Origin of the sequence: Bartonella sp. AP3QHHD, from assembly GCF_042195765.1 — a bacterium.
GTDB lineage: Bacteria > Pseudomonadota > Alphaproteobacteria > Rhizobiales > Rhizobiaceae > Bartonella.
Map to the genome: position 1 here is coordinate 72,838 of NZ_JBHIPC010000015.1, position 15,054 is coordinate 87,891.

Genomic DNA, 15,054 nt, shown 5'->3' on the forward strand with positions numbered 1-15,054 from the left:
TTTTCCTGTATACTCTGCTACGCTTCTATCAACACAACACCATCAGCTGACAACTGCTGAAAAAAAGCCTCTATTTTATGATTGTCCTCATCACTTGTCCCTCCTTCTAACGTCGCTTGAATCTGCAAAATCTGCTGTTCTAATACATCAAAAGAAAGATTCTCTACAGCCACAACGTGCTCTACCAATAAAGAGCAACCTGAAAAGGTAATATTTGCAACGCCCCCGCATACAACAAATAATTTTTCACCCAAAGAGGTGCGAACACGAACACTGCCCAACACAATACTTGCTACCAATGGCGCATGATGCGCCATAACTGTCAAATAACCTGAGGCTGAAGGAAGAACAACAGACACTACCTGCTCTGAAAACACAATTTTTTCAGGCGATACAAGCTCAAATAAAAAATGCTCTTCTCTATTGTTTTCCACAAAAGTCTCCACAATACCCGATATAAGGACTCTCCGTTTTCTCCAACGACTCGTCCTTTTTAACGAAAAATACCCATGACAGTTTTCTCTTGAATAAGAAGCTTCTTACTAAGAAGCCTCTGCCATGAGACGCTTTCCTTTTTCAAGTGCTTCATCAATCGAACCAACCATATAAAAAGCAGCTTCTGGCAAATCATCGTAATCGCCAGCACAAAGCCCCTTAAAGCCTTTGATTGTATCTTCCAAAGGAACGAGTTTCCCCGGCGAACCAGTAAAGGCTTCCGCAACATGGAAAGGTTGCGAAAGGAAACGTTCAATTTTACGCGCCCGCCCCACCAGCAATTTGTCATCTTCAGAAAGTTCATCCATTCCAAGAATAGCAATAATATCCTGAAGCGCTCTATAACGTTGTAAAATGGTTTGCACTTGACAAGCAACAGTGTAATGCTCTTCCCCCACAATCAATGGATCCAACATACGCGAGAAAGAGTCAAGCGGATCAACCGCTGGATAAATCCCCTTTTCCGCAATAGAGCGCGAAAGAACAGTTGTTGCATCCAAATGAGCAAAAGATGCTGCCGGCGCCGGATCCGTCAAGTCATCTGCCGGAACATAAATTGCCTGAACGGAAGTAATAGAGCCTGTTTTTGTACTGGTAATACGTTCTTGCAACGCCCCCATATCCGTTGCCAAGGTAGGCTGATACCCAACAGCAGAAGGAATACGCCCTAAAAGAGCAGATACCTCAGCTCCTGCTTGCGTGAAACGGAAAATATTATCCACAAAGAAGAGAACATCTTGTCCTTCATCACGGAAACTTTCCGCAATTGTCAATCCTGAAAGAGCCACACGCGCACGCGCTCCTGGTGGTTCATTCATTTGCCCGTAAACAAGGGCACACTTTGACCCTTCCGTTGAACCATTATTCTCTTTTGGATTCACATTCACGCGGCTTTCGATCATTTCATAATAAAGATCATTTCCTTCACGTGTACGTTCTCCCACACCAGCAAATACAGAATAGCCACCATGTGCCTTTGCAATATTGTTTATAAGCTCCATAATGAGAACGGTTTTTCCAACACCAGCACCACCAAACAAGCCAATTTTACCCCCTTTAGAATAAGGGGCTAACAAATCCACGACTTTAATACCGGTTACGAGAATTTCCGAAACAGTCGATTGCTCAACATATTCAGGTGCCTCTTGGTGAATAGAACGTGTTTTGGTTGAAGCGATTGGTCCCACATTATCCACCGGTTCCCCAATCACATTCATAATACGTCCCAACGTTGCTTCTCCTACAGGAACGCTAATTTGTGTGCCTGTATCCACAACCTTTTGGCCCCGCATCAAACCATCAGTCGTATCCATAGCAATCGTACGCACGGTATTTTCACCCAAATGCTGCGCAACTTCTAATACCAAGCGATTGCCTAAATTCTCTGTTTCCAAAGCGTTGAGAATATTTGGCAATTCACCTTCAAATTGCACATCAACGACAGCACCAATAATCTGCTTGATTTCACCAACAGCGCCTTTTGCATGCTCTTCTTTTTTTGCGGATGTATCTTTTTTTACAGGTGTATCTTTAGCTGCATCACGCGCAGGTACAGAGGAAGCCTTTACATCCACTTGAGATTTCGAAGCGGCTTTTTTCACGCCGGAACGAGCAGCTGGTTTCTTTTTTTCACCTTTTTCTGTTCCTTTGCTTGAGGTTACTGCTTTTACCATCAATCCTTACCTTCTCCATTTAAAGCGCTTCAGCGCCCGCAATAATTTCGATCAATTCTGTCGTAATCTGTGCTTGACGTTGACGATTATAAGCCACCGTCAATTTACTAATCATTTCACCCGCATTGCGCGATGCATTATCCATAGCTGTCATCTTGGCGCCCATTTCACCAGCAACATTTTCTAGCAAAGCCCGAAAGATTTGCACCGAAAGATTACGTGGTACAAGAGCCTCTAAAAGAGACGCAGCATCAGGTTCATATTCATAAACAATCGATTGTGAACCTTTGTTATGATCGGTTTGCTCCACAATATCTATTGCCCCAACAGCTGCTTTTGGAGCAACCATTGGAATCAAATCCAAAGCTGTTGGACGCTGATTAATTACGGAAACAAATTCAGAATAAAACAGCGTACAAACATCAAAAGCACCTTCATTGAATAAATCAACAATCCGTTGACTAATCATCACTGCCTCTGCAAAACCAATTCGCTTTACAGCATGCAAATCGATATGATCAATTATCAAGCCTTTGTAATCACGCGATAAAATATCCGCGCCTTTTTTACCCACAGTGATAATTTTTACTATTTTATCAGCCGCCAACAATGCCTTAATCTGTTCACGTGCACGACGAGCAATTTGCACGTTAAAAGCACCACACAAACCGCGCTCAGCAGTACACACCACCAAAAGATGCACATCATCGCGCCCCGTACCACGCATAAGAGTAGGCGCATCAACACCATCTACATCAGCAGCAACACTGGTCAAAATATCAGCCATTCTCTTCGCATAAGGGCGTGCAGACTGCGCTGCCTCTTGAGCACGATGCAACCTTGCCGCTGCAACCATTTGCATAGCTTTGGTAATCTTTTGTGTTGCTTTAACCGAAGCGATACGGTCTCTAAGATCTTTTAGTGAAGCCATTCAAGCATTCCATCAATTCATCACGAGAAATTTTTCGCATAAGTATTAAGAACAGTTATCAACTTATCTTTCAGCTCATCTGTTATTTGCTTTTGCTCAGCAATTGCCTTTGAGAGATCTTGATAATCACTACGCAAAAGCACCAAAAGTCCCTGCTCAAACCGCGCAACATCAGAAACCGCCAAAGCATCAAGATAGCCATTCACACCCGCGAAAATAACCACCACCTGTTCTTCTGTTTTGAGTGGAGAAAATTGCGGCTGCTTCAACAGCTCTGTCAAGCGCGCACCCCGATTTAACAGACGCTGGGTTGACGCATCCAAATCAGAGCCAAACTGCGCAAAAGCTGCCATTTCACGATATTGCGCCAATTCACCTTTAATCGAGCCAGCAACTTGCTTCATCGCTTTAATTTGTGCGGCAGAACCAACACGCGACACAGAAAGACCAACATTTACAGCAGGACGAATTCCTTGATAAAATAAATTAGTCTCTAGAAAAATTTGCCCATCAGTAATCGAAATCACATTTGTAGGAATATAGGCAGAAACATCATTTGCTTGCGTTTCAATAACCGGCAAAGCTGTCAATGACCCAGATCCATTTTCCGCATTCAACTTCGCAGCCCGCTCTAAAAGACGCGAATGAAGATAGAAAACATCTCCCGGATAAGCTTCACGACCTGGAGGACGACGCAATAAAAGAGACATTTGACGATACGCCACCGCCTGTTTTGACAAGTCATCATAACCAATCAAAGCATGTTGCCCATTATCACGGAAATACTCACCCATAGCACACCCAGCAAGAGGTGCAATAAATTGCAGTGGTGCTGGATCAGAAGCGGTCGCTGCAACAATAATAGAATATTCCAGCGCTCCACGTTCTTCTAAAACTTTAACGAATTGTGCCACCGTCGAACGTTTTTGACCGATAGCCACATAAATACAATAAACTTTGTCTTGCTCCCGTCCAGCCCCTTTTTCATGAAAAGGTTTTTGATTTAAAAATGTATCGAGCAAAATTGCTGTTTTTCCTGTTTGGCGATCACCAATCACCAATTCACGCTGCCCCCGTCCAATAGGAATAAGTGCGTCAATCGCTTTCAATCCGGTCGACATCGGTTCATGCACTGACTGACGCGGAATAATCCCTGGCGCCTTAACATCAACACGACGACGCTCCGTTGCTTTAATGGGACCCTTCCCATCGATAGGGTTTCCCAACGCATCAACCACACGTCCCAGCAAAGCGGGGCCCACAGGAACATCGACGATAGCGCCTAACCGCTTTACACAATCACCTTCACGAATATCACGATCTGAGCCAAAAATGACCACACCAACATTATCAACTTCCAAATTGAGTGCCATACCACGCACACCGTTTGGAAAAGCGACCATTTCCCCTGCTTGGACATTATCCAAACCATAAACGCGAGCAATACCATCCCCTACAGAGAGAACCCAACCAATTTCTGAAACCTCAGCCTTTTGGTCAAAGTTTTTGATTTGCTCTTTTAGAATTTTTGAAATTTCAGATGGTCTAATATCCATCAGCTGACCTCTTTTTTCAATGCAAGCTTAAGTGAAGACAATTTTGTGAGAAGAGACGTATCAATTTGAGACGACCCCACACGAACGATTAATCCACCAAGAATTGTTGGATCCACAATGATGTGCAGCAAGACTTTTCCTCCAACAACACCTTCCAAAGCCTCACACAACTCTTGTCTTTGTTGAGAACTTAAGGGGTGCGCAGAAACAATTTGCGCAGTAACCTGCCTACGAGCGCGTGCAACACAATGCTGGAAAGCACGTAAAATACCAAATACAGCACTAAGCCTACGGTTTGTGGCAATAACGCGTAAAAAATTACCAATGACCTGCCCTGCATTTTTATCAGCAAATTTGATGTTTGCACAAACAGATTGCATCACCTTAATTTGCTCTTTAACTGAAAAGAATGGACTAAGCACAAAGCGTTTTAAATCCTTATGCTCCAAAACAAGCAAAAGATCCTCTACTGCCTTTTCAACCTTTTCAACGTTTCCGGCTTCTTGAACGCAATCAAAAAGCGCTTGCGCATAGCGTTGATCTACCAACGGCAGCGGTATGAGAGAAAATGAATCCGACACGAAATACCGCCTCTTTCCCTTGAGCGACTCTCTGATAGTTATCAGATGAAATGAAACAGACATTCTCAATCTTAAGAATCTTTTTCTTAAAACCTAGAACAAAAATCACTTGGTTTCTAGCATAGACATAGCCGACTCGCAACACTACAAATCGCTGCTTTTTAAAAATTTTAATAAAATATTCAAAATATTTTTGAAAAGCATTTTTTTTAGATATACAGGATGGCATCACAGTTTTTTTATGCCTCTTTTTGACATTCTCTGAGCGATTTTTTCACTCTCTTTGATTTTTCTTCAAATGCCCTTGCCACCATAATAAAACACTTCTTCTCTAAAAAACACTCCCTTTATCACCACAAGACCTTTAATGAGATGCAGCTGCGATTGAAAAAGTCTATTATTTCAAACTGATAAGAAAGAAAAAAACAATGAATATCCTCCTAAAAATTAAAGAAAACATTGATCTTTTTTCTTCAAATACCCACTCCTTTTAAAAAATTTCACCAAGTAATATTTTCTTGTAAGCACACTCTTTAAATATACAACACATTGATTTATAATGATAATATATCATTTTTCATACCGGATAAGCTTCAAATATCGACAAATTCTCTCTTTTCAAATTTTTTTATCAAAATCACGCCCTTCATTAAGCCCGCGTAGCTTCACTTTATATGGCACTATATTGCACTGATTTTAGAAGAAGCATAGATCAATATTAATTTGAACCCGAATAGAATTGGATACTTTTGGTGTACAGCTAAGCATTTTCAGCCCTTATAAAAAGAATCCGCCTATCAAAAGAATACTGTCCCTAACACAAAAAAGGAGTAAAAGCCGAAATGATAGCGCCCTCAAAGAAGAGAGGCGCTTCTGCTGGTTCTATCACAAAGATATTTTTTCCCGTGGCTCTACTTAATGCAATGTACATATATCATATTTTGCTGCCTGGATGCTTATTCTGAATAATACTAAGAGTTCAAGTAAAGCACCTTAAGCAAAGAGATCTTTACTTTATGCGATACTGGTTTTAGAAAAAACTTTGCGGATCAATATCAATTTGAACCCGAACGGAACTGGGCATTTTGGGTGTACCGCTAAGCATTGCATGTATAAACCCTTGTATATCAAAAGAACGCTGTCCCTGCAACAAAAGCCGAAAACGATAACGCCCCCGAACCAAAGCCAAAGGCGCTTCTGCTGGTCCCATAACCGAGATATTTTTTTCCCGTGGCGCTGCCTGACGCAATGCGCGCGCATAATGTTCTGCTGCTTGGCGCTGTTGTGCAGAAACAATCAAAGAGGCAAGCCGCCCATAGGGGGGCAAATGATAATGCTGACGTGCTGCAATCTCACGTGTGTAAAAATCTTCTGGCTGGCATGCAAGTAAGGCTTTGATGACCGGATGATCTGGTTGATAAGTTTGCAATAATCCTAAACTTTTCAATCCCACACGCCCTGCTCTTCCGGTAACTTGAGAAAGCAGCTGATAGGTACGTTCACTTGCGCGTAAATCGCCATTGGCAAGACCAAGATCAGCATCAATAACACCAACCAGAGAGAGCTTGGGAAAATGATGTCCTTTAGCAACCAACTGTGTTCCAATAATAATGTCCACATCGCCATTGGCAATGGCTTGTAATTCGCTTCGCAACTGCCCAATCCCTCCTTTGAGATCCGTTGAAAGGATCAATGATCGCGCTTGAGGAAAAAGCATTTGTGTTTCTTCTGCAATTCTTTCCACACCCGGTCCACAAGCTACGAGATGATCTAATGTCCCGCATTCAGGACAGGCTTGAGGAAGTGGTTCATGATATCCACAATGATGACATTTCAGTTGCCCTTGCGCACGATGTTCTACCAACCAACTTGAACAATCAGTACAATGAAAACGATGTCCGCAAATTCGGCATAAAGTTAAAGGTGCATAACCACGACGATTAAGAAAAAGAAGAACTTGTTCGCCCTTATCAAGCGTTTGTTTTAAAGCCCTTTCAAGAGCAAAAGAAATAAAGCGCCCCTTTTGCACCCCTCCTTGGCGCATATCAACCACCCGCAACTGTGGAAGTGCTACTTCTTTAAAACGGGAAGGTAAATGTACCTTTTGATAACGCCCTCTTAAAACATTGGCTTGGCTTTCAATCGACGGTGTTGCTGAAGATAAGATAACAGGAAAACGCTCAAAAGAGCCCCGTGCAACAGCCATATCACGCGCATGGTAAAAAATGCGCTCTTCTTGTTTATAAGCGCTATCATGTTCTTCATCGACAACAATCAAGCCAAGCTCATGAAAGGGAAGAAAAAGCGCTGAACGAGCCCCCGCAACGACACGCACCCGCCCTTCTGCAACTTGCCGCCAAACGCGCTCTCTACGACGTGGCGTCAAATCAGAATGCCATTCCGCTGCCGCAGCTCCAAAGCGTGCATAAAAACGATCTAAAAACTGCTGTGTTAAAGCAATTTCCGGCAATAAAATTAAAACCTGCTTGCCCCCTTTGAAGGCTTGAGCGACCGCTTCAAAATAAACCTCTGTCTTTCCTGATCCCGTAACACCATCAAGCAAAAAAACTTGAAACTGAGAAGATAAAACACCTTCCCGCAACATTGTTGCTGCTTCATTTTGCGCTCCCTGCAACTGAGGGGAACAAAAATCAGGATCAGGCATGCCCACAAGATCAGGAGCAGGAACCTTAACATCTTCAAAAATTCCTAGCGCTTTTAAACCTTCAACAACAGAAACCGAAGTTCCAGACGCATGTGCCAGACCAGAACGTGTCCATATCTTCTCACTGCGCACCAATTCCAAAACCCGTGACCGCGCTGGTGTGAGACGTTCTACATTTCCACCACAATATCGCAAACCCAGCATCTGCGCTTCCGGCTCTAAAGCAGCCGGTACAGACAAAACCAATCGTGCAACAAGACCAAAAGGCGCCATTGTATAGCGACTAACAAAACGCAAAAATGTGATCATTTCTGCCTTTAATGGGGGGCAATCAAAAACATGAAGCAGAGAGCGTAATTTTTCACGCGCCACCAAACCAGACCTTTGCCCATCTGCTGTCTTCTCTCCAACATCCACAACAAAACCGCAAAGCTCACGCCCCATCACCGGAACCCGAACAAAGGAACCAACGTTCACCTCCATAGAAGAGGGAACTTTATAACTATAAGCGTGAGCAACAGGAAGAGGAACCAATACAGATACAATCTCTTCCTCTATCACGTTTGAATGCATCTTTTAAACCAATCTACGACCTCTTGAGCACCAACAGGTCTACACCTTATCTTTAAACACTCTTATAAAATTCATTGCAGGATTCAATCTCTCCCCCCTATCACAACATTTTTCTCACAAAAATTCTTTTTAATACTCATTTCATCACCAAAGTGCCAATAAAAAAACCAATCTCATCGTCTATAATAAAAAACTCTATAGCAAAAAAAACAGCGCCATTCTTCTGTGCAAATAAAGCTCATCACTATAAGCATTCAACATGATATTGTAAGTGCGCTCTTCAACAAAGCTATCCCATAGTGTAACTTCTTCCCAACACACACGTTTATTTTTTTACCGCCTCATATCTCAATTTATCTTCAACAAACTGATTTATAAAGATATAATCATCATTTTACCTATTGTAATAAAACCCTCAATACGATGAATTTTTCTCATTTCAACCCCATCGAGGAACATTTGTAAATCCTTATTAATGAGAGAGTCTCCCATGATTTTAATTACAGGGAGAATAATATCGCAAATGGAACCGTTACAATATTCACCTTGGCTTTGTGCCAAAACGTGGAAACACATGCGTACATCTTTCAGCTTGATTGAGAATCAAGCAACAATACAAGTAGCACAAAAGCGTATTGTTGAAGAATGGGTAACACAGAATAAATCAATGTATTGACCATAAAAAAACACTTCATGTGTAAAATTTACATGCCTTCTTCAATGGTGTTTTACGATAAAATAAATCCATTCGCTTCTATCAAAAATGAGGTTAAATGTCCCCCCCTGAAAAAGGGAGGTATCTTATGATGCTCTCTCAAATATCAAGAGCAATCGCAAATAGGAAATGAGCAAAGTGTTTGATAATGCTAGCTTATTTCCATAAATATAAAAACACCGCTACGCAAAGATGCCAATACGCAAAAATGTTGATACGCAATGAATTCTATGCCTTATCACGAGTAACACTATGAAATGGGTGTGGAAACGATAAATCATATTTCTTTACCGAAAACGGGTACATGATTAACACCATAGCATTCTTGTTCTTTACACAGATATTAATTCTTTCTCTTGCTTTTACAGTCAACAATAGCGCATAACAAAAAATAAGATAAAAGCTAAAAAGAAGAGGTTAGATATGAAGTTTTTTGTGGATAGCGCTAATATCGAAGAAATTCAAGAGTCACAGAATTTAAGCCTTGTTGATGGTGTTACCACCAATCCCTCTCTTATCCTAAAATCAGGACGCAATATTCTTGATGTTACAAAAGAAATTTGTGCTCTCGTTAGCGGACCTGTTTCTGCTGAAGTTGCAGCAACGGAATTTGAAAGCATCATGAAAGAAGCAGCTGTTTTAGCAAAGGTTGCCGACAATATTTGTATCAAGCTTCCTTTAACACTCGATGGATTAAAAGCCTGTAAAGCCCTCACAGCAGCAGGACTAAAAACAAATCTCACACTTTGTTTTTCTGCCAATCAAGCCTTATTAGCCGCCAAAGCAGGTGCAACATTCGTTTCACCTTTTATTGGTAGACTTGATGATTGTGGAAATGATGGAAGTGAACTGCTTCATGAAATTCGCACAATTTATGATAACTATAACTTTAAAACACAAATCTTGGCCGCTTCAATCCGCACCGTTAATCATGTCAAAGAAGCAGCACTCAGAGGTGCTGACGTTGCAACAGTTCCACCAACAATCTTAAAAGCACTGGTCAAACACCCTCTCACCGACAAAGGGTTGCAAATATTCCTCGACGACTGGAAAAAAACAGGACAAAATATTGCTTAATATCTAGAATTTTTATTGGAAAGATCTTTTGAAAGTAACAAAAAGATCTGTTCAGCCAACTCTTCCGCAACACGTTTTTTTGCATCTTCTTCTGCTTGCAGCGTTGCATATTCTTGACGAAGTCGCTCAAAAGATGCATTCATCATTGCTGTTCCTTTTGCAACAAGAGTATTTTTCATATCCTGCAAAGTATAAGAAGCTCTGCTCATAACAGTTCCAACAGAAGGTCGTCCCTTTCTCTTTTTCTCGAAATCAACCTCTATCTGCATCGATTCTCTTGTAAAGACGGATATCTGCAATGCCAATCGATAAGCAGGTAGAGAAGGTTTACCACCATTTCCATACAAAAGAAACAGCAGATGATTGCGCACCATTTGACCAAAACGATCCGAAGGTTCTTCCACAACAATAGAAGCAAGCTTTTGCGCTAACCCCAAAGAAAATTGTTCAGAAGAGTGCCCAGAAGCAGAATTCATTGTCATTGCACTCTGCAACTCTTGACGGTAAAGCGGTTCAACTTTGCATCCACACAACAGTGTAAAGACACAAGCTAAAACAACAAGCAGAAAACTTTTAAAGAACGACATTCACAATCCTTTTTGGAACAACAATGATTTTTTTCATAGGCTTTTCAAGCAGCTGCGCCTTTACAAAGTCTAAAACCAAAACTGCTTCTTTAATCATCGCCTCATCGGCAGTTGCAGCAATAGTTACCTCACCACGTTTTTTACCATTAATTTGTACCGGCAAAGTATAGCATTCTTCAACAGTTAACGTGGGATCATAAACAGGCCAAGCAAGCGCAGATATTAATTTTTTCCCCCCTAAAGCAGCATGACATTCTTCTGCTAAATGGGGCATCATTGGTGCAATCATAGCAAGAAAAAAATCCATGGCTTGACGTAAAGAAGCTTTCATTTCATCGTCAACACTTTCTATCCTATTTAACAACGGCGCCATAATATTCAAGAATTCATAAAGGCGTGCAATAGCCCGATTAAAAGCGAATTTTTCCAAATCATCTTCTACAGCGCAAAGCGTGCGATGTGCAACCTTTGAGAGTTCCAAAGCTGCTCCCTGATGCCCTGCACAAGGCGCCACATCCTTTAAAATAGAAGCACTCACAGCTACATGGCGCCAAACACGCTGTACAAAGCGATGTGCACCTTCAACACCAGATTCTGTCCAAATGACATCCCGCTCGGGGGGAGAATCTGACAACACAAACCAGCGCACAGTATCAGCGCCATAGGATGCGATAATATCATCAGGATCAACGACATTCTTTTTTGATTTTGACATTTTCTCAATCGAACCAATTGTCACTTCACTTTGATCGGTTAATTTATAAGCACACCGCTTTCCATCTTTTTCAACAATGGAAATATCCGCTGGAGAAACCCACCCTTGATCATCTCGATAGGTTTCATGCACCACCATCCCTTGGGTAAAAAGCCCCTTAAAAGGCTCATCTACCGTCACATGACCGACCAATTTCATAGCACGCATAAAAAAGCGCGCATAAAGAAGATGCAAAATCGCGTGCTCAATTCCACCAATATATTGTTGCACAGGCAACCATTCAGCTGTTGCTTGTTTATCAACAGGTTCCTGCGCAAAAGGAGCCGTAAAGCGTGCATAATACCAAGAAGAGTCAACAAATGTGTCCATGGTATCGGTTTCGCGTTTGGCCGGTTGACCACAGGAAGGACAAGTAACATTTTGCCATGTTTCATGCCGTGCAAGAGGATTTCCTGGTTGATCAAAAGTAACATCATCAGGCAACACAACCGGTAAATTAGCACGTGGAACAGGGACAACCCCACAAGTTGTACAATGGATCATCGGAATGGGGCACCCCCAATAACGTTGACGTGAAATCCCCCAATCACGCAAACGAAATTGCACTGTTTTCTTCCCTTGCGGTTGCCCATTGAGCATTTGTTTTTCAAGCTTTTTAGCAGCTTCTTCAAAAGCTTGTTGGGGTGTTAAACCATCCAAAAAGCTGGAGTTGATCATCACCCCATCACCCGTATAAGGTGTTTCAGTAATAACAAAATCTTCTGCTTGCTCTCCTTTTGGCAAAACCACTGGTTTTATTGGAAGATCATATTTGCGCGCAAAATCGAAATCTCTCTGATCATGAGCCGGACAACCAAAAACAACCCCTGTTCCATAATCCATAAGCACAAAATTCGCGATATAAACAGGAATATGTACTGTTGAATCAAAAGGATGAACTGCCAAAAGGGGCGTGAGAAATCCTTGTTTTTCAGCTGTTTCAAGTGCTGCCGTTGTCGTTCCACCACACCGACAGTTTTCGATAAAAGCACTCAACGCTTTATCTTTCTTTGCCAAAGCTTGTGCAATGGGATGGTCAACAGACAGAGCTAAAAAAGAAGCGCCAAAAAGTGTATCAGGACGTGTTGAATAACAAAAAACCTCATCAAATGTCTCACAAACATCATCAACACCACTTGTTGCCTTTAAAGCCCAACGAATCAGTAAACCTTGCGATTTTCCAATCCAATTTTTTTGCATAGTGCGAACTTTTTCAGGCCACTGCTCCAGCTCTTCAAGCCCAGCCAAGAGCTCTTCACTAAAGTCGCTAATTTTGAAAAACCACTGCGTCAATTCACGCTGTTCCACCAACGCACCAGAACGCCATCCCCGCCCATCAACAACCTGCTCATTTGCCAAAACGGTGTGGTCAACAGGATCCCAATTCACCTTAGCCACTTTACGCGCAACCAAACCCTTTTGATAGAAATCAAGGAACAACATTTGTTGACGATGGTAATATTCCACATCACAAGTCGCAAATTCACGTGTCCAATCTAGTGAGAGCCCTAATTGCTTTAATTGCCCACGCATCACAGCAATATTCTGATAGGTCCAAGTTTTAGGATGCACTTTACTTTGCAGAGCAGCATTTTCAGCCGGCATACCAAAAGCATCCCAGCCCATAGGATGAAGCACATTAAAACCCTTTGCTCGTTTATAGCGTGCAACCACATCCCCCATGGCATAATTGCGCACATGCCCCATGTGAATACGGCCAGAAGGATAAGGAAACATTTCTAAAACATAATATTTTTCACGAGCATCTTCTTGAACAGTCTGAAAAATTTTCTTTTCATCCCAAATTTCTTGCCATTTTTTTTCTCTCGCACGTGGATTATAGCGTTCGCCTATATTACAATGTCCAATTGTCATTCCTATTATACTCTTTTAATAAAACAGAACCAAAAACTTGTTTTATTATGCTTGACCATGGATTAACCTCATCGTCAACATTTTCGTGAAATATTTCCCTAAGTATTTTATAAAACTTAAAAAAAAACGACCAACTCTTGAACAAAAAAGGTAAAGCACAAAAACATGAATACACAAACGCCCCTCGATGCCCCTTCCATTGAAGCATGGCAAAACCTTCAAAAAGACATTGCTGAAACATGTCAAGAGTTACAACGCCCTGTAGAAGAAATTGAACTTATCGCTGTTTCAAAAACTGTTTCTGCCGCTGATATACGTCCCCTTTTGCAAGCAGGACAATCTTTGTTTGCAGAAAACCGCGTACAAGAAGCGGCACAAAAATGGACTGCTTTACGTCAACAATTTGAAAATATTAAACTTCATCTCATCGGTCCCCTACAATCAAATAAAGCCGCCGAAGCTATCAAAATTTTTGATGTCATTCAAACGGTTGATCGTGAAAAAATAGCCAAAATTTTATCCGAAGAAATGCAAAAACAAAAAAGGCATCTTCCTTGCTATGTTCAGGTTAACATTGGCTTAGAACCGCAAAAAAGTGGTATCTCACCGCAAGAAGCGACATCTTTTGTCAACCAATGCAAAAACAACTATGGACTTGATATCATCGGTCTTATGGGCATCCCCCCTGTCGATGAAAACCCCGGACCCTATTTCGCGCTTTTAGCAAAATTAGCAAAACAAGCAGGTCTTTCAAAGCTTTCCATGGGTATGTCCAGTGACTTCAAAACCGCTCTACAGTTTGGCTCTAACGTTCTTCGCATTGGCTCTGCTTTATTTGGAAAACGCCCTGTGTAAAGCAATTTCCCCTCATATAAATTCATTCCCCCCTTCATATAAATTCCCATTGAAGATTCTACGAACAAGCCAAAAACAGCAGAAATGAGAAAAAATATTTCCTTCAATATCAATAAAAGAGCAATTCTAGCAAAAAAGATTTCAGTCCCTCTTTCATCCTGTTAGCAAAATAAGCAAACAAGCTGGTCTTCTCAAAATTCTCACCGGCACATCCACAACACGTACAATAGATTTAAGATAGCATTGCAATTTGGCTCTCATATTCTCGCACATTGGTTCTACTTCACCTCCCCTCTGACCGCCTCTCCAGCAAAAGCAACGTAAAAAATAAATCCTTATATAAAGGCAAAATGATAAGAGAGGCGTTGCACATGAATGAAAAAACTATCGCGAAATAAATAATTGCAAAAGAATATTCAATACGATTATCGCAATGATTTCCATTAAAAATCATGAATTCTCTTAAACTTCTCTAACACGCGTAAACAATTTCCCCACATGCAAATGGCGTAAAGCAGGCAAAAAGAGGCTTATGGCTGCATAATACAGTAACAAAACTCTTTCATGTAAGCCACTTGAGCAAAATAAACATCTTAAATGCTCAATAGAGCACCAAGAACCGCGCTAAACAACATGAATAGCAATCTATAAAGTCCAACGATAGCATAAAGGCTTTCTATGCTCTACAAAGCGTAACATACGATCAATATTCGCCTG

11 protein-coding genes are annotated in these 15,054 nt (G+C 41.4%); 3 read left to right on the forward strand and 8 right to left on the reverse strand.

The window, feature by feature from the left end; all coding sequences use genetic code 11:
* Positions 1-17 precede the first annotated feature (17 nt).
* The 6 genes from atpC to ACFIL7_RS01095 all read right to left on the reverse strand — a co-directional run bounded on the left by atpC (position 18) and on the right by ACFIL7_RS01095 (position 8,474).
* A complete protein-coding gene (gene atpC, locus ACFIL7_RS01070) occupies positions 18-434 on the reverse strand; it encodes an ATP synthase F1 subunit epsilon (RefSeq protein WP_375633456.1) in 417 nt (138 codons plus the stop codon).
* A gap of 108 nt (positions 435-542) precedes the next feature.
* Positions 543-2,168, reverse strand: a complete 1,626-nt coding sequence (atpD, locus tag ACFIL7_RS01075) for a F0F1 ATP synthase subunit beta (RefSeq protein WP_375633457.1) — start codon at positions 2,166-2,168, stop codon at positions 543-545.
* A gap of 19 nt (positions 2,169-2,187) precedes the next feature.
* Positions 2,188-3,099 carry a F0F1 ATP synthase subunit gamma gene (locus ACFIL7_RS01080; protein ID WP_375628700.1) on the reverse strand — a complete coding sequence of 304 codons (912 nt, stop codon included), beginning with the start codon at positions 3,097-3,099 and terminating at the stop codon, positions 2,188-2,190.
* A gap of 20 nt (positions 3,100-3,119) precedes the next feature.
* Positions 3,120-4,655: a F0F1 ATP synthase subunit alpha gene (gene atpA / locus ACFIL7_RS01085; protein WP_375642909.1), complete on the reverse strand. Its 1,536-nt coding sequence runs from the start codon at positions 4,653-4,655 to the stop codon at positions 3,120-3,122.
* Positions 4,655-5,236, reverse strand: coding sequence for an ATP synthase F1 subunit delta (gene atpH, locus ACFIL7_RS01090; RefSeq protein WP_375642910.1), 582 nt, complete (start codon positions 5,234-5,236; stop codon positions 4,655-4,657). Before atpH ends, atpA begins: the two co-directional genes overlap by 1 nt.
* 1,030 nt (positions 5,237-6,266) lie before the next feature.
* The gene (locus ACFIL7_RS01095) at positions 6,267-8,474 is read right to left on the reverse strand and encodes a primosomal protein N' (RefSeq protein WP_375642911.1); all 2,208 of its coding nucleotides are present in this window, start codon (positions 8,472-8,474) and stop codon (positions 6,267-6,269) included.
* 523 nt (positions 8,475-8,997) lie between these two features.
* On the opposite strand from ACFIL7_RS01095, the gene ACFIL7_RS01100 reads away from it, so the two are divergent.
* Positions 8,998-9,150 (forward strand): hypothetical protein, encoded by a 153-nt coding sequence (locus ACFIL7_RS01100; protein ID WP_375683249.1) that lies wholly within the window; start codon positions 8,998-9,000, stop codon positions 9,148-9,150.
* Positions 9,151-9,612: 462 nt separating this feature from the next.
* Positions 9,613-10,266 carry a fructose-6-phosphate aldolase gene (fsa, locus tag ACFIL7_RS01105; protein ID WP_375683250.1) on the forward strand — a complete coding sequence of 218 codons (654 nt, stop codon included), beginning with the start codon at positions 9,613-9,615 and terminating at the stop codon, positions 10,264-10,266.
* Here the strand turns inward: fsa and lptE are convergent.
* Together lptE and leuS are read right to left on the reverse strand one after the other, a co-directional pair.
* The gene (lptE, locus tag ACFIL7_RS01110) at positions 10,263-10,853 is read right to left on the reverse strand and encodes an LPS assembly lipoprotein LptE (RefSeq protein ID WP_375633462.1); all 591 of its coding nucleotides are present in this window, start codon (positions 10,851-10,853) and stop codon (positions 10,263-10,265) included. The two genes, fsa and lptE, sit on opposite strands and share 4 nt — an antisense overlap.
* On the reverse strand, positions 10,840-13,482 hold the full coding sequence (gene leuS, locus ACFIL7_RS01115) for a leucine--tRNA ligase (RefSeq protein WP_375683251.1): 2,643 nt from the start codon (positions 13,480-13,482) through the stop codon (positions 10,840-10,842). Before leuS ends, lptE begins: the two co-directional genes overlap by 14 nt.
* Positions 13,483-13,647: 165 nt before the next feature.
* On the opposite strand from leuS, the gene ACFIL7_RS01120 reads away from it, so the two are divergent.
* Positions 13,648-14,337: a YggS family pyridoxal phosphate-dependent enzyme gene (locus ACFIL7_RS01120; RefSeq protein WP_375642914.1), complete on the forward strand. Its 690-nt coding sequence runs from the start codon at positions 13,648-13,650 to the stop codon at positions 14,335-14,337.
* The last annotated feature ends 717 nt before the right edge of the window (positions 14,338-15,054 follow it).